Source organism: Pseudomonas sp. Root562 (assembly GCF_001427125.1).
Taxonomy (GTDB): Bacteria; Pseudomonadota; Gammaproteobacteria; order Pseudomonadales; family Pseudomonadaceae; genus Aquipseudomonas.
The window spans coordinates 326325-344451 of sequence record NZ_LMGK01000021.1 but is presented as its reverse complement, the minus strand read 5'-3'; the positions used below and the strand labels follow the sequence as shown (position 1 = coordinate 344451).

General features: G+C 59.4%; 20 protein-coding genes. 1 reads left to right on the top strand and 19 read right to left on the bottom strand.

Annotated features, from left to right (window positions below):
• Positions 1 to 242 precede the first annotated feature (242 nt).
• From der to trmJ, 19 genes are all read right to left on the bottom strand, one after another.
• Positions 243 to 1712, bottom strand: coding sequence for a ribosome biogenesis GTPase Der (gene der, locus ASD60_RS17350; protein WP_056855170.1), 1470 nt, complete (start codon positions 1710 to 1712; stop codon positions 243 to 245).
• A gap of 139 nt (positions 1713 to 1851) precedes the next feature.
• Positions 1852 to 3003 carry an outer membrane protein assembly factor BamB gene (gene bamB, locus ASD60_RS17345; RefSeq protein WP_056855169.1) on the bottom strand — a complete coding sequence of 384 codons (1152 nt, stop codon included), beginning with the start codon at positions 3001 to 3003 and terminating at the stop codon, positions 1852 to 1854.
• Positions 2996 to 3637, bottom strand: a complete 642-nt coding sequence (locus ASD60_RS17340; protein WP_056855168.1) for a tetratricopeptide repeat protein — start codon at positions 3635 to 3637, stop codon at positions 2996 to 2998. The genes bamB and ASD60_RS17340 overlap by 8 nt, the downstream gene beginning before the upstream one ends.
• A gap of 42 nt (positions 3638 to 3679) precedes the next feature.
• Positions 3680 to 4969, bottom strand: a complete 1290-nt coding sequence (gene hisS / locus ASD60_RS17335; RefSeq protein ID WP_056855167.1) for a histidine--tRNA ligase — start codon at positions 4967 to 4969, stop codon at positions 3680 to 3682.
• 22 nt (positions 4970 to 4991) lie between these two features.
• Positions 4992 to 6101 carry a flavodoxin-dependent (E)-4-hydroxy-3-methylbut-2-enyl-diphosphate synthase gene (gene ispG, locus ASD60_RS17330; RefSeq protein ID WP_003185136.1) on the bottom strand — a complete coding sequence of 370 codons (1110 nt, stop codon included), beginning with the start codon at positions 6099 to 6101 and terminating at the stop codon, positions 4992 to 4994.
• 3 nt (positions 6102 to 6104) lie between these two features.
• Complete coding sequence (locus ASD60_RS17325) at positions 6105 to 7142, bottom strand: RodZ domain-containing protein (protein ID WP_056855166.1); 1038 nt, start codon at positions 7140 to 7142, stop codon at positions 6105 to 6107.
• Positions 7142 to 7900: a type IV pilus biogenesis/stability protein PilW gene (gene pilW, locus ASD60_RS17320; RefSeq protein ID WP_056855165.1), complete on the bottom strand. Its 759-nt coding sequence runs from the start codon at positions 7898 to 7900 to the stop codon at positions 7142 to 7144. Before pilW ends, ASD60_RS17325 begins: the two co-directional genes overlap by 1 nt.
• Positions 7901 to 7916: 16 nt before the next feature.
• On the bottom strand, positions 7917 to 9059 hold the full coding sequence (gene rlmN / locus ASD60_RS17315; protein WP_056855164.1) for a 23S rRNA (adenine(2503)-C(2))-methyltransferase RlmN: 1143 nt from the start codon (positions 9057 to 9059) through the stop codon (positions 7917 to 7919).
• Positions 9060 to 9088: 29 nt separating this feature from the next.
• Positions 9089 to 9514, bottom strand: a complete 426-nt coding sequence (gene ndk / locus ASD60_RS17310) for a nucleoside-diphosphate kinase (RefSeq protein ID WP_039765715.1) — start codon at positions 9512 to 9514, stop codon at positions 9089 to 9091.
• An 88-nt stretch (positions 9515 to 9602) separates the two neighbouring features.
• Positions 9603 to 9803 (bottom strand): Fe-S cluster assembly protein IscX, encoded by a 201-nt coding sequence (iscX, locus tag ASD60_RS17305; protein WP_017123703.1) that lies wholly within the window; start codon positions 9801 to 9803, stop codon positions 9603 to 9605.
• A gap of 14 nt (positions 9804 to 9817) precedes the next feature.
• Positions 9818 to 10159, bottom strand: coding sequence for an ISC system 2Fe-2S type ferredoxin (fdx, locus tag ASD60_RS17300; protein WP_020795601.1), 342 nt, complete (start codon positions 10157 to 10159; stop codon positions 9818 to 9820).
• Between the two features lie 2 nt (positions 10160 to 10161).
• Positions 10162 to 12024, bottom strand: a complete 1863-nt coding sequence (gene hscA, locus ASD60_RS17295) for a Fe-S protein assembly chaperone HscA (protein WP_056855163.1) — start codon at positions 12022 to 12024, stop codon at positions 10162 to 10164.
• Positions 12025 to 12075: 51 nt separating this feature from the next.
• Positions 12076 to 12597 (bottom strand): co-chaperone HscB, encoded by a 522-nt coding sequence (hscB, locus tag ASD60_RS17290; protein WP_056855162.1) that lies wholly within the window; start codon positions 12595 to 12597, stop codon positions 12076 to 12078.
• Positions 12598 to 12605: 8 nt separating this feature from the next.
• The gene (gene iscA / locus ASD60_RS17285; RefSeq protein ID WP_003227904.1) at positions 12606 to 12929 is read right to left on the bottom strand and encodes an iron-sulfur cluster assembly protein IscA; all 324 of its coding nucleotides are present in this window, start codon (positions 12927 to 12929) and stop codon (positions 12606 to 12608) included.
• Positions 12930 to 12963: 34 nt separating this feature from the next.
• Positions 12964 to 13350 carry a Fe-S cluster assembly scaffold IscU gene (gene iscU / locus ASD60_RS17280; RefSeq protein ID WP_056721266.1) on the bottom strand — a complete coding sequence of 129 codons (387 nt, stop codon included), beginning with the start codon at positions 13348 to 13350 and terminating at the stop codon, positions 12964 to 12966.
• 83 nt (positions 13351 to 13433) lie between these two features.
• Complete coding sequence (locus tag ASD60_RS17275; protein ID WP_008057730.1) at positions 13434 to 14648, bottom strand: IscS subfamily cysteine desulfurase; 1215 nt, start codon at positions 14646 to 14648, stop codon at positions 13434 to 13436.
• Between the two features lie 50 nt (positions 14649 to 14698).
• Positions 14699 to 15190: a Fe-S cluster assembly transcriptional regulator IscR gene (iscR, locus tag ASD60_RS17270; protein WP_003227911.1), complete on the bottom strand. Its 492-nt coding sequence runs from the start codon at positions 15188 to 15190 to the stop codon at positions 14699 to 14701.
• A 264-nt stretch (positions 15191 to 15454) separates the two neighbouring features.
• Complete coding sequence (gene cysE, locus ASD60_RS17265; RefSeq protein WP_007998676.1) at positions 15455 to 16231, bottom strand: serine O-acetyltransferase; 777 nt, start codon at positions 16229 to 16231, stop codon at positions 15455 to 15457.
• 2 nt (positions 16232 to 16233) lie between these two features.
• Positions 16234 to 17004 carry a tRNA (cytosine(32)/uridine(32)-2'-O)-methyltransferase TrmJ gene (gene trmJ / locus ASD60_RS17260; protein WP_056855161.1) on the bottom strand — a complete coding sequence of 257 codons (771 nt, stop codon included), beginning with the start codon at positions 17002 to 17004 and terminating at the stop codon, positions 16234 to 16236.
• A 146-nt stretch (positions 17005 to 17150) separates the two neighbouring features.
• On the opposite strand from trmJ, the gene suhB reads away from it, so the two are divergent.
• Positions 17151 to 17969 carry a type III secretion system regulator SuhB gene (suhB, locus tag ASD60_RS17255; protein ID WP_056855160.1) on the top strand — a complete coding sequence of 273 codons (819 nt, stop codon included), beginning with the start codon at positions 17151 to 17153 and terminating at the stop codon, positions 17967 to 17969.
• Positions 17970 to 18127 lie beyond the last annotated feature (158 nt).

Genomic DNA, 18127 nt, shown 5'->3' with positions numbered 1-18127 from the left:
GAGGATAGCCCAAACGGCAGGCATGAAAAAGGGCGCCTTAAAGACGCCCTTCTTCAATTGATCACCACCAAACCTGTGGCGAGGGAGCTGGCTCCCGCTGGACCGCAAAGCGGTCCCAAGATCAGCAACCGAGAATGATCAGATTAAACGCATCGACTGTTTTTGCGACTGCTGCGCAGCCGAGCGGGAGCAAGCTCCCTCGCCACAGAGTGCCCACACACATATGTGTGGGCTGGCTTGAATCAACGCTTGTCGCGGCGTTTCTTGTCGGCCTTCTTGTGGTGCGACATCAAGCGACGCTTCTTGTTGACCTGGCGGTCGGTGAGCGAGTTCTTGTTGCCTTCGTACGGGTTCTCGCCGCCCTTGAACTCGATACGGATCGGCGTACCGACCAGTTTCAGGACACGGCGGTAAGTGTTCTCCAGATAGCGCACATACGACTTCGGTACTTTCTCGATCTGGTTACCGTGGATCACGATGATCGGCGGGTTGGCACCACCCAAGTGCGCATAGCGCAGCTTGATCCGGCGGTTGTTGACCATCGGCGGCGCGTGCTCGCCAACTGCATCTTCCAGAATCTGGGTCAGGCGGTTGGTTGGCCAGCGGGTGACTGCGGACTTGAACGAATTCTGTACGGATGCGTAGAGGTTGCCCACGCCCGTGCCGTGCAGTGCCGAAATGAAGTGGATGTCGGCGTAGTCAACGAAGAACAGGCGACGCTGCAGCTCGACCTTCACGAAGTCGCGCTCGCTCGGCGTCATGCCGTCCCACTTGTTGATCGCGATAACCAGTGCACGACCCGACTCAATGGCGAAGCCCAGCAGATTGAGGTCGTGATCGACCACGCCTTCGCGGGCGTCCATCACGAAGATCACCACGTTGGCGTCTTTGATCGCTTGCAGGGTTTTGACCACGGAGAACTTTTCGACTTCTTCGTGGATCTTGCCGCGCTTGCGCACACCCGCGGTGTCGATCAGTGTGTACTTCTCGTCGTTACGCTCGAACGGGATGTAGATGCTGTCGCGGGTGGTACCGGGCTGGTCGTAGACGATGACTCGATCTTCACCGAGCATGCGGTTGACCAGGGTCGACTTGCCGACGTTCGGACGGCCGATGATGGCGATCTTGATCCCGTCTTTTTCGCTTGGGCCAGGAATGCGCTTGGCTTCCTCGCCTTCGGCAACGATCTCTTCCTCGCCTTCTTCCGGCTCTTCTTCGTCTTTCGGGAAGTCGCTCAGGGCGATTTCCAGCATCTGGGTGATGCCACGGCCATGAGCACCGGCGATCGGGATCGCGTGGCCCATGCCCAGCGGAGCGAATTCGGCGCGGGCCATTTCAGGGTCGATGTTGTCGACCTTGTTGGCAACCACGTAGGAACGCTTGTTACGTTTGCGCAAATGCTCGGCGATCATCTGGTCGGCGGCGGTGAAACCGGCCTTGGCATCTACCAGGAACAGAACAACATCCGCTTCTTCAATGGCCAGCAGCGACTGCTCGGCCATTTTTTCGTCCATACCGTGCTCGTCACCGGAGATACCACCGGTGTCGACCAGAATGTAGGAACGCCCTTGCCACTTGGCCTCACCGTATTGGCGATCACGGGTCAGACCGGACAAGTCGCCGACGATGGCGTCGCGAGTCCTGGTCAGGCGGTTGAACAAGGTGGACTTGCCGACGTTCGGTCGGCCCACCAGGGCGATTACGGGAACCATGCGGCTCTCCACTTCGTTATTTCAGAAAATACAAAAGCCGCTGCGAGGCAGCGGCTGGTGCTCGGGGCAGCGCCTGTAAGCGCTGCGAGCCCCGCAAAACGGGGCCGCTTGGGGATTAACCCCAAGCATAGTCAAACCTTTACTTAATGGTCAGGGCTTCCAGTTTGCCGCTGTTGCCATATACATAAATCGTGTCACCCACCACCAGCGGACGAGCGCGAAGGCCGTCGCTGTCGATGCGCTCGCGGCCGACGAAACGACCGTCCACCTGACTCAGCAAGTGCAGGTAACCTTCCAGGTCACCGACTGCAACGTAGCTGGAGAACACTTCCGGAGCCGACAGTTGACGGCGGGCCAGCGAGTCGTTGCTCCACAATGCGGTGGTGGAACGCTCGTCGACGCCTTCAACGGTGCCCGAAGACAGGCTCACATACACGGTACCGAAACCCTGGGCGACACCGGCATAGCTGGAAGCATCACGCTGCCAGAGCTGACGACCGCTTTCCAGGTCCAGTGCCGCAACGCGACCCTGGTAGCTGGCGACATACAAAGTACCGCCGGACAGCAGCAAGCCGCCGTCGATGTCGACAACACGCTCCAGTTCCGAACGGCCTTGCGGGACCGCTACACGCTGTTCCCATACCGGCACGCCGTTGGAAATATCCAGAGCAACCACTTTACCGGTCGACAGGCCAGCCACCGCGAGGCGGTTGGTTACGATCGGCGCACTGGTGCCACGCAGGGTCAGCACCGCAGGTGTGCTGTCATACAACCAGCGCTGGTTGCCGGTCGCGGCATCCAGACCGATCAGACGATCATCCTGGGTCTGAACCACCACAACGTCGCCGTTGTTGGCAGGTGGTGCAAGAACTTCGCTGGACACGCGAGCGCGCCATTTCTCTTCGCCGTTGATGGCGTCGAGGGCAACGATTTCACCCTTGGTCGTACCAATCGTCAGCAGACCGTAACCTACGCCAACGGCGCCGGAAACAGGCAGTTCGAGATCTTTCTTCCACTTGACGTCGCCGTTGCTGCGATCCAGTGCCATCACCACACCGGTCACGTCGGCGGCATAGATGGTATCGCCTTCGACTGCTGGTACCAGCATGTTGTAGGTTTCGCCCTGACCGTCACCGATCGAACGACTCCACTGTTTCTGCAGGACCACTTCTTCTTTGAAGTCAGTCAACTCGGCCGGTGGCAATTCTTTCTTGCTATTGCTGCTGCAACCCGCGGCCAGAATGGCCAGGGCCAGCAATGCTGCATGTTTCCAACGGATCACGTCACGCATCCCCTTTGGCCAGGTCGTCCAGCTTGATTTGTAGGCCACCGACCGCCGCTTCATCCGACAGTGCCGCCTTGGCTTTTTGATACGCCGCGTGTGCTTCATCGGTACGACCCAACTGCACCAGCAGGTCACCCTTGAGTTCTTCACGAGTGGCCAGGAACGCCTTGTCGGCATCGCCTTCGAGCAGTTTCAGGGCTTCATCGACCTTGTTCTGCGCGGCCAGCACCTGAGCCAGGCGTTGACGGGCGATTTCGCCCAGCGCCGGGTTGGCAGGCTTGGCAACAATGGCTTTCAGTTCGCTGGCTGCGTCATCGAGCTTGCCGCTGTCGACCGCGACTTTCGCCACGAACAGGCTGCCGTACTGCGCGTAGGCGCTGCCGGCGAATTCGCTGTTGAGCTTGCCGGCCAGATCGGAAACACGCGCCGCATCAGGCTTGCCGTCAGGCGTCAGCGTGGTTTCCAGCAATTGCTGATAGAGCATCGAGGCGCCTTGCGACTGGTTGCTCTGATACTTCTGGAACGCCTGCCAGCCGAACACGATGACCAGCGCCAACAGGCCACCAGTGACCAGGGGCTTGCCGTTGCGTGACCACCAATCCTTCAAATCCGCCAAATTTTCGTCTTCGGTACTCGACACCCCAATACTCCTTAATCGCTAATTCGGCTGTTTAAGACAGCTTCAACCCTGCACGACGCAGGTGGCCAGGTGATCCGCAAGCGCATCCCAGGCAATGCTTTGTTGTTCGCCCTGGCCACGCAGGGGTTTGAAACCTACCACTTGCTGGGCCATCTCGTCGTCGCCGAGGATCAATGCATACAGCGCACCGCTCTTGTCGGCTTTCTTGAACTGGCTTTTGAAACTGCCGGCGCCAGCATTCACTTGCAGACGCAGGTTGGGTAATTGATCGCGCACACGTTCTGCCAGGGCCAGGCCGGCCAGTTCGGCTTCTTCGCCGAAGGCGCAGAGGTAGACGTCGACCTGACGGGCGATCTCAGCCGGGATCTGCTCCAGGGTTTCCAGCAACAGCACCAGACGCTCGATGCCCATGGCGAAACCGACGCCGGCAGTAGGCTTGCCGCCCATCTGCTCGACCAGGCCGTCGTAACGACCACCGGCACACACGGTGCCCTGGGCGCCGAGTTTGTCGGTGACCCATTCGAAAACGGTCTTGCTGTAGTAGTCCAGCCCGCGAACCAGCTTCGGGTTGATCACATAAGGAATGCCGGCGGCGTCCAGGCGAGCCTTGAGGCCCTCGAAGTGCACGCGAGAGTCATCGTCGAGGTAGTCGGCCATCTTCGGCGCATCGACCAGAATCGCCTGTGTGTCGGCGTTCTTGGTGTCCAGGACCCGCAGCGGATTGGTCTTCAGGCGGCGCTGGCTGTCTTCGTCCAGCTTGTCCAGGTGCCCGGACAGGAACTCGACCAGTGCTTCGCGATAACGACCACGGGACTCGCTGGTGCCCAGGCTGTTGAGTTCGAGCTTGACCGCATCACGGATGCCCAGCTCACCCCACAGGCGCCAGGTCAGCACGATCAGCTCGGCATCGATGTCCGGACCGTCGAGGTTGAACACTTCGACACCGATCTGGTGGAACTGGCGATAACGGCCTTTCTGCGGACGCTCGTGGCGGAACATCGGGCCGATGTACCAGAGTTTCTGTACCTGGCCACCGCCAGTGATGCCGTGCTCGAGCACTGCACGCACACACGCCGCCGTGCCTTCAGGACGCAGCGTCAGGGAATCGCCGTTACGGTCGTCGAAGGTGTACATCTCTTTTTCGACGATGTCGGTCACTTCACCGATGGAGCGCTTGAACAGCTCGGTGAACTCGACGATCGGCATGCGGATCTGCTTGTAACCGTAGTTATCCAGCAAACGCGAAACGGTGCCTTCGAAATGACGCCACAGGGGTGTCTGTTCGGGCAGGATGTCGTTCATGCCACGAATGGCTTGCAGAGACTTGCTCACTATAAATCCTTAAATTCGTTCGTCAGCCGCGCGCAATAACGGCAGCGTCAGCTTCGACCTTTTCGGCCGCTTTCTGGCGGATCAAGCGTTCAAGCTCATCCACCAGATTGTCATTCGTCAGTTTCTGCGACGGCTTGCCGTCGATGTAGATCAGGTTCGGCGTGCCGCCAGTCAAGCCGATATGGGCTTCCTTGGCTTCACCCGGACCGTTGACCACGCATCCGATGACCGCGACATCCAGCGGCACCAGCAAGTCTTCGAGACGCCCTTCCAGCTCGTTCATGGTCTTGACCACATCAAAGTTCTGCCGCGAGCAGCTCGGGCAGGCGATGAAGTTGATGCCACGGGAACGCAGGTGCAGGGATTTGAGAATGTCGTAGCCGACCTTCACTTCCTCGACCGGGTCGGCCGCCAACGAGATGCGGATAGTATCGCCAATCCCTTCGGCGAGCAGCATACCGAGGCCCACGGCAGATTTCACTGTGCCGGAGCGCAAACCACCGGCTTCGGTGATGCCCAGGTGCAGCGGCTGGACGATTTCCTTGGCCAGCAGGCGGTAGGCTTCGACAGCCATGAACACGTCGGAGGCTTTCACGCTGACCTTGAAGTCCTGGAAGTTCAGGCGTTCAAGGTGCTCGACGTGGCGCAAGGCCGATTCGACCAGTGCAGCCGGGGTCGGCTCGCCGTATTTCTTTTGCAGGTCTTTTTCCAGGGAACCGGCGTTGACGCCGATGCGGATCGGAATCCCGCGATCGCGGGCAGCATCAACCACCGCACGCACGCGGTCTTCACGACCGATGTTGCCCGGGTTGATTCGCAGGCAGTCGACGCCGAGTTCGGCTACGCGCAATGCGATCCGGTAATCGAAGTGGATGTCGGCAACCAAAGGTACTTTGACCAGTTGCTTGATCTTGCCGAACGCTTCGGCAGCGTCCATGTCCGGGACGGAAACCCGCACGATGTCGACACCGGCCGCTTCCAGACGATTGATCTGGGCAACGGTGGCCGCGACATCGTTGGTATCGCTGTTGGTCATGCTCTGCACAGCGATGGGCGCATCGCCGCCAACAGGAACGTTACCGACCCAGATCTTGCGCGATTCGCGACGTTTGATTGGAGATTCGCCGTGCATGACTTATTGACCCAACTTCAGGCGAGCAGTCTCGCCACTGGTGAACGGAGCAACATCAACCGCCTGACCGTTGTAATTGACCTGCGCGCCACGGGCATAACCCAGACGTACAGCGAACGGCGGTTTGCCGCTGACGGAAACATTGTCGCCTTTACGCTTGAGACCACTGAACAGCACTTTACCGCTACCGTCGGTCACTTGCGTCCAGCAATCAGCCGTGAACTGAATTTGCACCTGGCCTTGACCGGCAACAGGAGCCGCAGCAACCGGGGCGGGTGCTGGCGTGCTCGGCACGACCGGGGCAGTCACGACCGGCGCTGGAACGACAGGGACTGCAGGGGCTGGCGTGGCCGGTGTAGCCGGTGTGGCGACAACCGGGGCGGCATTATGCGCAGGCGCGGCAGGCGTTGTAGCAGTCGGAGCAGCGGGTGCGGTTGCCGGGGTTTCAGCCGGCACCTCAGCCGAGGTTTCGGCCTGCGGCAATGCCAGAGCAGTCTCGCCTTCGGCCTGCCCTTGCGCCACAGCCTGGTCTTCCGGCTCATCCAGCGGATGAATCTGGGTGGTGCCATCGGCGCCTTCGACTTCAACGTGTTCCGGAGTGAGGCCGATCAGGTCCTTGGTGCGCAACGAGGTTTGATCCTGCCACCAGACAAAACCACCGCCAATCACCGCCACCAGCAACAACAGGCTGACGATGCGCAAAATGGTATGGGAAACCCGCACCGGCTCTTCGATTCGACCCAGGCTATGTACGCTGCTGCCTTGGGAGTCGGTACCGGTGGATTGGTCGAATTGCTGAACCAGAACGGCCTGGTCCATGCCGAGCAATTTGGCATAGGCGCGAATATAGCCACGGGCGAAGGTGTGCCCAGGCAGCTTGTCGAACTCACCGGCTTCCAGATTGCTCAGGGAATTGACGGTGAGGTTGAGCTTGAGAGCCACTTCGGCCAGCGACCAGCCATTGCTTTCGCGGGCCTGGCGCAAGGTCTCACCGGGGTTAACGCGATTCGCTGCTACAACTTCGGGATGCGCCGCTTTCATCATTGCTCCGACAGGTATTGCTGATATTCCGGTGTACCGGGATAGAGTCGTTTTAATTGCAGGCCATAACTGGCTGCCTTGTCGCGATCTTCAAACACTTTTGCCAGCCGAACGCCGAGCAATAGACTACGTGCATTTTGCTCTGTGAGCTGGCTAAAACGGTCGTAATAGTCACGCGCGGGCACATAATGCCTGTCTTCGTAAGACAACTCAGCCATTTCCAGCAATGCGCGTGGTTGTTGGCGGTTCAAACGCAAGGCTTTTTCCAGTTGCTGCTGGGCCAACTCACGCTGGCCGAGCATTGAAGCCGTCATGCCCAGGTTCTCGAACACTCGCGAACGCTCAGGATACAGGGTATCGGCGGCGGCCTGCTCGAAGCGCTCGTAGGCTTCTTTATAGCGTTTTTGCTCGAACAGAAAGCTGCCGTAATTATTGAGGATTCGCGCGTCGGCGGGACGAGAAGACAGCGCTTTGCGAAAATGCTCGTCGGCCAGCTCGGGCTCCATTTCGGCCTGAAACACCAGCCCCAGCGCAGCATTGGCATCAGGGTCGGCGCTGTCGAGTTCCAGCGCTTTTTTCAACGGGACCTTGGCGCGCTCGGTCATGCCTTGCTGCAGGTAACCAATGCCCAGTTGCACATAGGCGGCCCGCGCTTCATCACGGCCTTTGCTGGTCTTCATCGGGTTGTAATCGCCCGAAAGCACGCAGCCAGCACACAGGCTGGCCAACAGCAAAAGCAGCGCAAAGCGCAGGGACATAGAGATCCTCTCTTGGTTATTTCGCGGCGTTCTGCGCCATATCGTTGTCGGCGCTGAGTTCACGCACGGCGATATAACGTTCGCTGCGACGGGTGCGATCCAGCACCTGCCCTACCAACTGACCACAGGCGGCGTCGATGTCTTCACCACGGGTGGTGCGGACGGTGACATTGAAGCCGGCATGATGAAGCTGATCCTGGAACCGGCGGATAGCGTTGTTGCTCGGCCGCTCGTACCCGGAATGCGGGAACGGGTTGAACGGGATCAGGTTGATCTTGCACGGAATGTTCTTCAGCAACTCGATCATCTCGACCGCGTGCTCGACCTTGTCGTTGACGTCCTTGAGCAAGGTGTACTCGATGGTCAGCACGCGCTTCTCGCCCAGGGACGACATGTAGCGCTGGCACGACTCGAGGAGCATCTTAAGCGGATATTTCTTGTTGATCGGCACCAATTGGTTACGCAATGCGTCATTCGGTGCGTGCAGGGACAACGCCAGGGAGACGTCGATGTGCTTGGACAGCTCATCGATCATCGGCACCACGCCGGAGGTCGACAGGGTCACGCGGCGCTTGGAAATGCCGTAGCCCAGGTCATCCATCATCAGGTGCATGGCAGCGATGACGTTGTCGAAGTTCAGCAGCGGCTCACCCATGCCCATCATCACCACGTTGGTGATGGCACGGTCGACGGTCGCCGGGACGCTGCCAAAGGATTTGTTGGCAATCCACACCTGGCCGATGACTTCGGCGGCAGTGAGGTTGCTATTGAAGCCTTGCTTGCCGGTGGAGCAGAAACTGCAATCCAGGGCACAGCCTGCCTGGGACGAAACGCACAAGGTGCCGCGCTTGCCCTGGGGAATGTACACGGTCTCGACGCAGCTGCCGGACGCCACGCGCACCACCCACTTACGGGTGCCGTCGCTGGAGATGTCCTCGCTGACCACTTCCGGACCACGGACCTCAGCAACAGCCTTGAGCTTTTCGCGCAAGGCCTTGCTGACGTTCGTCATGGCGTCGAAATCATCGACGCCAAAGTGGTGAATCCATTTCATTACCTGACCGGCACGGAAACGCTTCTCCCCGATCGAGTCGAAGAATTTTTCCATTTCCTGTTGAGTCAGCCCCAGCAGGTTGGTTTTTACAGTCGATGTAGTCATGGATTCACCTTCACTCTTTAAGCCAATGCTTAGCGAGTGGTTACTTCAGTAGCTGCGAAGAAGTATGCGATTTCGCGAGCAGCAGCGGCTTCGGAGTCCGAACCGTGAACAGCGTTGGCGTCGATCGATTCAGCGAAGTCAGCACGGATGGTGCCAGGAGCTGCTTCTTTAGGGTTGGTAGCGCCCATCAGCTCACGGTTGCGAGCGATAGCGTTTTCGCCTTCCAGAACCTGAACGACAACCGGACCGGAAGTCATGAAGGCAACCAGGTCACCGAAGAAACCACGAGCGCTGTGCTCAGCGTAGAAGCCTTCGGCTTCGGCTTTGGACAGTTGCTTCAGTTTCGAAGCTACAACGCGCAGGCCAGCGTCTTCGAAGCGAGTGGTGATCTTGCCGATCACGTTTTTAGCAACGGCGTCAGGCTTGATGATGGAGAAAGTACGTTGAACAGCCATGGTGTAACTCCAGAAACGGTAATTTGCGAAAAATTAAACCCGCGAATTATACGCGGGTTCTTGGGTATTGCCTAACCTGCAGCGTGGCTCAGTCGCGTTCTTCGATCCAGTGGGCCTGAATGGCCTCCAGGATCTTCTCGCCACAATGCTCAGGCTTGTCGTCGAACTCGGGCAATTCCATCACCCATTTGCGCAGATCGACGAAGTTGACCGACATAGGGTCCACATCGGGCTTGCTTTCAGCCAGCTGGATGGCGATTTCCAGCACATCAGTCCACTTGAGACTCATGACAATTCCTTGAATCAATGCGGCGCTTCGGCTGCGTGGTTGAGCGAGTATTTCGGAATTTCGACGGTCAGGTCTTCGGTACCGACCTTGGCCTGGCACCCCAGGCGGGACTCACGCTCAAGACCCCAGGCCTTGTCGAGGTAGTCTTCTTCCAGCTCATCGGCCTCTTCCAGCGAGTCGAAACCCTCGCGGATGATGCAGTGGCAGGTGGTGCAGGCGCAAACGCCACCGCAAGCGCTTTCCATCTCGATGTGGTGCTCGTGGGCCAGTTCGAGAATCGAGATGCCGGGTTCGGCCTCGACTACCATGCCTTCAGGGCAGAACTTCTCGTGTGGCAGAAAAATGACCTGCGGCATCGTTATTCCTCAATCTCATTCAGGTTGCGCCCCGCCAGCGCGGCTTTCACCGTCGAGTCCAGGCGGCGGGCAGCAAAGGCATCGGTCACTTGCGACAGACGCTTGGTCTGCTGCTCGATGGCATAACCATCGGTACCTTTCATCAGTTCAGTCAGTTCCTGCACCTGCGCATCGATGACCATGCGCTCTTCGGCGTCGAGCAAACGCTCGCCGTCAGCTTCCAGAGCCGCCTGCACCGCTTCGATCAGGCGCTGGGCATCGACCTGCTGCTCACGCAGCACGCGGGCAACCTTGTCGTCATTGGCGTGCTGGAACGAGTCCTTGAGCATTTTGGCGATTTCGCCGTCGGTCAGGCCGTAGGACGGCTTGACCTGAATGCTCGCCTCAACGCCCGAACCCAGCTCGCGAGCCGAGACACTGAGCAGACCGTCGGCATCGACCTGGAAAGTCACGCGAATCTTCGCTGCACCGGCAACCATCGCTGGAATACCGCGCAGCTCGAAGCGTGCCAGGGAACGGCAGTCGCTGATCAGCTCGCGCTCGCCCTGCAACACGTGGATCGCCATGGCCGACTGGCCGTCTTTATAAGTGGTGAAGTCCTGTGCACGAGCGACGGGGATGGTGGTATTGCGTGGAATCACCTTCTCCATCAGGCCGCCCATGGTTTCCAACCCCAGGGACAACGGAATCACGTCCAGCAGCAGCAATTCGCCGCCGTCACGCTTGTTGCCGGCCAGGGTATCGGCCTGGATCGCAGCACCAATGGCTACCACTTGATCCGGGTCGATTTCAGTCAGAGGTTGGCGACCGAAGGCTTCGGCGACGGCTTCGCGTACGCGGGGAACGCGAGTCGAACCACCGACCATGACCACGGCATGCACGTCTTCCAGTTCGATACCGGAATCGCGAACAGCGCGGCGGCAGGCTTTCAGACTGCGTGCAACCATCGGCTCGATCAGCGCATTGAACGCTTCGCGGGTCAGCTCGGCTTTCCAGTCGCCATACGTGACTTCGACAGCCGCAGCACCGGTCAGCGCTTCTTTTGCGGCACAGGCGGTTTGCAGCAAATTGCGTTGCGCGCCCGGATCGAGATCGGCGGACAAGCCGGCGCTCTCGATGATCCAGCCAGCGATGGCATGGTCGAAGTCATCGCCGCCCAGGGCACTGTCGCCGCCAGTGGCCAGCACTTCGAAAACACCGCCGGTCAGGCGCAGAATCGAAATATCGAAGGTACCGCCGCCCAGGTCGTAAATGGCGACCAGGCCTTCGGCGTGCTGGTCCAGGCCGTAAGCCACAGCAGCTGCGGTCGGCTCGTTGAGCAAACGCAGCACATTCAGACCGGCCAGCTTGGCCGCATCCTTGGTCGCTTGACGCTGCGCATCGTCGAAATAGGCCGGAACGGTGATCACCGCACCGACCAGTTCGCCACCGAGGGTCGCTTCAGCGCGCTGACGCAGGACCTTGAGGATATCGGCGGAGACTTCGACCGGGCTTTTCGGGCCCTGGATCGTGTCGATGAACGGCATGTGCGACTCGCCGCCGACAAAGCGGTACGGCAGCTGGTCGCCCAATTGCTTGACGTCGGACAGACCACGACCCATCAAGCGTTTGACCGACAGCACAGTGTTCAGGGGATCGGTAGCGGCCGCCAGTTTGGCGGACTCGCCCACTTCGACGCGATCAGCGTGATAGCGCACGGCAGACGGCAGGATGACCCGCCCCTCTGCGTCGGCAAGCGGCTCGGAAAGACCACTGCGCAATGCAGCGACCAGCGAATTGGTAGTGCCCAAGTCGATCCCCACAGCCAGACGACGCTGGTGCGGTTGAGGACTTTGGCCGGGTTCGGCGATCTGCAGTAGGGCCATCGTTATCAGGACTTATCTGTATATCAGGCGTGCGACCGGAGCGGCACTGGGTTAATCGTCGAGGCGCTCTTCCAGCTGGCGCACTTCGTAGGTGAGCTTGTCGAGGAACTGCATGCGCCGCATCAGGCGTTCGGCCTGTTCACGTTGCGCGGCATCGTTCCAGCAAGCCGAGAAGCGTTGGTTCAGTTCATCCTGGGCAGCTTTCAGGCGACGCTTGAAGACGGCAACCCCATTGAGGTCGGCGCTGTCCTGCAGGTCTTCGAGCTCTTCACGCAACTCCATCTGTTGCAGAAGAAACTCCGGATCATGCACCGTGACCTCCAGCGGCAGCTCGCCACCATTCAAGGCGAGCAGGTAACGCGCGCGCTTGGGCGGATTCTTGAGCGTCTGGTAGGCCTCGTTGAGGCTCGCGGATTGCTCTAGCGCCAGCCGCTGCTCACGCTCGGAAGCATCAGCGAAACGGTCCGGATGAACGCTGCGCGCCAACTCACGGTAGCGCGTAGCCAGCTGATCGAGGTCCAGATCGAAACTCGGTTGCAGCTCAAATAAAGCGAAGTGACAAGGAGTACCCACGACAAGCCTCAGATGTTGAAGCTTTCGCCGCAGCCACATTCACCGCGTACGTTGGGGTTGTTGAACTTGAAGCCTTCGTTCAACCCTTCCTTGACGAAATCGAGCTCGGTGCCGTCCAGATAGGCCAGGCTTTTCGGGTCGATGATCACTTTTTCGCCGTGACTTTCGAACACCTGGTCCTCTGCAACCACCTCGTCGACAAACTCCAGCACGTAGGCAAGGCCGGAACAGCCTGTGGTGCGAACACCCAGACGAATCCCTTCACCTTTGCCGCGCCCGTCGAGGGAGCGCCGCACGTGTCGAGCAGCCGCTTCTGTCATGCTGATAGCCATCGGTGACTCCTTACTCGTCGCCAAAACTCGAAAATCAGATCAAGCCTTTCTTCTGCTTGTAGTCGCGAACGGCCGCTTTGATAGCGTCTTCAGCGAGTACGGAGCAGTGAATTTTCACTGGCGGCAGGGCCAGTTCTTCAGCCAGCTGAGTGTTCTTGATGGTTTCTGCTTCGTCCAGGGTCTTGCCTTTCATCCACTCGGTGGCGAGGGAGCTGGAAGCGATAGCCGAACCGCAGCCATAGGTCTTGAACTTGGCATCTTCGATGATGCCGGCGTCGTTGACCTTGATCTGCAGGCGCATGACGTCGCCGCAAGCCGGCGCGCCGACCATGCCGGTGCCGACATCAGGATCCTGCGCGTCCATCTTGCCGACGTTGCGCGGGTTTTCGTAGTGGTCGATGACCTTTTCGCTGTAAGCCATGATTCTTAATCCTCACTCATCAGAGAGTCGCTCTTTGAGCCCCGTAACCGAAGTTCGCGGGGCCGGTTCGCGGCGACTTGAAATCAGTGTGCCGCCCACTCGATTTTCGAAATGTCGACACCGTCTTTGTACATGTCCCACAGCGGCGACAGAGCGCGCAGCTTGGTAACGGCCTCGCAAACTTTCTGCGCGGCGTAATCGATTTCTTCTTCGGTGGTGAAGCGGCCGAAGGTGAAGCGGATCGAGCTGTGTGCCAGTTCGTCGTTGCGGCCCAGGGCGCGCAGTACGTACGAAGGCTCCAGCGATGCCGAGGTGCAGGCCGAACCGGACGAAACCGCCAGATCCTTGAGCGCCATGATCAGCGACTCGCCTTCAACGTAGTTGAAGCTCAGGTTCAGGTTGTGCGGAACGCGGGCAGTCAGGCTGCCGTTGACGTACAGCTCTTCCAGATGCTCGACCTGCTTGTAGAAACGGTCGCTCAAGGCTTTGATGCGCACGTTCTCGGCAGCCATGTCTTCCTTGGCCACACGGAAAGCTTCACCCATGCCGACGATCTGGTGGGTCGCCAGGGTACCCGAACGCATGCCGCGCTCGTGACCGCCGCCGTGCATGGTCGCTTCGATGCGAACACGCGGCTTGCGGCTTACGTACAGGGCGCCGATGCCTTTAGGACCGTAGGTCTTGTGGGCGGAGAACGACATCATGTCGACTTTCAGTTTCTGCAGGTCGATTTCGACCTTGCCGGTGGACTGAGCGGCGTCGACGTGGAACAGGATGCCCTTGGAACGGAGCAGTTCGCCGATCGCTGCGATGTCGTTGATGGTGCCGATTTCGTTGTTCACGTGCATGACCGACACCAGGATGGTGTCGTCACGCAGTTCGGCTTCGATCATCTCAGGCGTGACCAGGCCATCGGTGCGAGGCTCGATGTAGGTGACTTCGAAGCCTTCACGCTCCAGTTGGCGCATGGTGTCGAGGACAGCCTTGTGCTCAATCTTGGTGGTGATCAGGTGCTTGCCTTTGGTGGCGTAGAAATGTGCCGCACCCTTGATTGCCAGGTTGTCGGATTCAGTGGCGCCAGAGGTCCAGACGATTTCACGCGGGTCGGCGTTGACCAGGTCGGCCACCTGACGACGGGCGTTTTCGACGGACTCTTCAGCTTTCCAGCCGAACACGTGGGAACGGGACGCCGGGTTACCGAAGTTTCCGTCGACCAGCAGGCATTCACTCATCTTTTGCGCGACACGCGGATCAACCGGGGTAGTCGCAGAGTAATCAAGGTAAATCGGCAATTTCATGGACTATCTCCTAAATCAGGCTGGCTGGCGCGCCGTTAGCTCTGTGGCTGTCATTCGACGGCGGACGCTTCAATCTTGTCCAGGCGTGGCGCCTTGCTGTTGCAACGGCGTTGATCCTGACGCTGGGCTACTTCTTGCACCTCACGGCGAGTCACAAGGTCAGCCAAGCTGATACCGCTCAGAAATTCGTGGATCTGCAGGCTCAGGTCGCACCACAAGTGGTGAGTCAGGCAAGTGTCACCGGAATGGCAATCACCCTGGCCCTGGCATTTGGTTGCATCGACCGATTCGTTCACCGCATCGATCACCTGGGCGACCTGGATGCCCTGCATGTCGCGGGACAATTGGTAGCCACCGCCCGGACCGCGGACACTGGACACCAGATTGCTGCGGCGCAACTTGGCAAACAGCTGTTCGAGGTAGGACAGGGAGATGCCTTGGCGCTCGGAGATATCGGCCAGGGACACGGGCCCGTGCTGCGCGTGCAACGCCAGATCGAGCATGGCGGTCACGGCGTATCGGCCTTTTGTAGTCAGTCGCATGGACGTTTACCACGGAGTTCGGAATGGGGCGAGTATGCAATTCCCGAGTATTTAAGTCAACTATAAGACCTAGTACTTTAGTCAGGTTTACCCGCAAAAGAGCGGCCGCATCATAGCAAAGGCTGACCGGTTACAGCCAGCAATTGCGCGTTATCGTTCATCGCGGGCAAGCCCGCTCCCACAGGGATTGTGGGCGCTCACACAATCGGCGCCTCACTGGAGACCTTGTGGGAGCGGGTTTGCCCGCGATGAAATTGACTCGGTTCAGCTGGCCTGACTCTGATCCTTGTCCTTCACACAGGCGAAGTCTTCTTCGCGCAGTTCAGGCAGATCTTTCGCACAGTAATTGCTGCCCAGATCCTTCAACGCCCCGCACATGCCCTCCAGACGACCGTCGACTGCCTGCAGGTGATCGAGCAACTGATTGATGGCGCGAGCCACCGGGTCCGGCATGTCTTCGGTCACGCCGTAGGCATCGAAGCCGATTTTCTCGGCCATGGCCTTGCGCTTGGCGTCCTGTTCTTCGTCGGGTTTGACGATGATTCGCCCCGGAATACCCACCACCGTAGCGCCCGGTGGAACCTCTTTGGTCACCACGGCGTTGGAGCCGACCTTGGCACCGGCACCGACAGTGAACGGGCCAAGCACCTTGGCGCCGGCGCCGACAACGACACCATCACCCAGCGTCGGGTGGCGCTTGCCTTTGTTCCAGCTGGTACCACCGAGGGTCACACCCTGATAAATGGTCACGTCATCGCCAATCTCAGCGGTTTCGCCAATGACGATGCCCATGCCGTGGTCAATGAAAAAGCGACGCCCGACCTTGGCACCCGGATGAATCTCGATCCCGGTCAACCAGCGACCGAAGTTCGACACCAGCCGCGCCAGCCATTTCAGGTCCGCACGCCACAGCATTGCCGACAAACGGTGAATCCAGATCGCATGCATGCCGGGGTAGCACGTCAGGACTTCAAAAGCGTTACGCGCCGCCGGGTCACGATGGAAAACACTCTGGATATCTTCACGCAAACGCTCGAACATCATTAATCCTTCCGCTTAAGAAGCTCACCACGGGCCGCTTTCTGGGTTTCCGTGAGGATGCCACGCAAAATATTCATTTCCGCCCGGCTAACCGAGCTGCGACCGTACAACCGGCGCAGGCGCGCCATCAAGTGCCGTGGCTTTTCCGGGTCGAGAAACTCGATGCTCACCAGGGTTTGTTCCAGGTGCTCATAGAACCGCTCAAGCTCATCCATCGTTGCCAGCTCGGCGCTTTTGACGGAAGCCACTTCTTCCTTCTCGACCTTGGTCGGCTGACCTTGCGCGGCCAGCCAGGCCATGCGCACTTCATAACTCAACACCTGCACCGCCGCCCCAAGGTTCAGCGAACTGAACTCAGGGTCTGAGGGGATGTGCACGTGATAATGACATCGCTGCAGCTCTTCGTTGGTCAGGCCGGAATCTTCACGCCCGAACACCAGGGCGATTTCCGCGCCCTGCCCGGCTTCCTCGACCACTTTCGTCCCGCATTCGCGGGGATCGAGCAGCGGCCATGGAATCCGACGATCACGGGCGCTGGTGCCCAGCACCAGATTGCAGCCGACCAGGGCATCTTCCAAAGTGGCGACGACTTGCGCGTTTTCAAGGATGTCACCGGCACCGGAAGCACGGGCGTCGGCTTCGTGATGCGGGAACAGACGAGGCTCGACCAGCACCAGCCGCGACAGGCCCATGTTCTTCATGGCACGCGCAGCCCCGCCGATATTGCCCGGATGGCTGGTATTGACCAGGACGACACGAATGTTTTGCAGCAAGGGAGGCGCTCTCGAACACAATAATCGGGAGCAGAATCTTACAGCTCATCCTACCGTTAAGCCATGAAAGCGAACGTCGTCCTTCTCCTGTAGAAACTTTCTGATAGAATGCCCGGCTTTCTTTAACAACCTTAGGTGACACATCCATGCAGCCCATGCTGAATATCGCGCTGCGCGCCGCCCGCAGCGCCAGTGAATTGATCTTCCGCTCCATCGAGCGCCTGGATACCATCAAGGTCGACGAAAAAGACGCCAAGGATTACGTATCCGAGGTGGATCGCGCCGCCGAACAGAAAATCATCGACGCCCTGCGCAAGGCTTACCCTAATCACTCGATCCTGGGTGAAGAAACCGGCCTGCACGCCGGCACCGGCATCGAAGGCGAAGAGTACCTGTGGATCATCGATCCGCTGGACGGCACCACCAACTTCCTGCGCGGCATTCCTCACTTCGCTGTCAGCATCGCCTGCAAATACCGCGGTCGTCTTGAGCACGCTGTTGTTCTGGACCCGGTTCGCCAGGAAGAATTCACCGCCAGCCGTGGTCGCGGCGCTCAACTGAACGGTCGTCGCCTGCGCGTCAGCGGCCGCACCAGCCTGGACGGCGCCCTGCTGGGTACCGGCTTCCCATTCCGTGACGACCAGATGGACAACCTCGACAACTACCTGGGCATGTTCCGCGCCCTGGTGGGCCAGACTGCCGGCATCCGCCGTGCCGGTTCGGCGAGCCTGGACCTGGCCTACGTGGCCGCCGGCCGTTTCGATGCGTTCTGGGAGTCGGGCCTGTCCGAGTGGGACATGGCGGCAGGCGCCCTGCTGATTCAGGAAGCAGGCGGTTTGGTGAGCGACTTCACCGGTGGTCACGACTTCCTCGAGAAAGGCCACGTCGTTGCCGGTAACACCAAATGCTTCAAGGCCGTTTTGACGGCCATCCAGCCGCACCTGCCCGCCTCGCTGAAGCGCTAAGCTTCCCGCGACAGAAAAAAGCACCCTGCGGGGTGCTTTTTTTATGCCCGAAACTGCCAACCCTTGTAGGAGCCGGCTTGCTGGCGATTCGATCTGACATTCACCATTGATGTCGACTGTTAGACCGCGATCGCCAGCAAGCCGGCTCCTACAGAGGC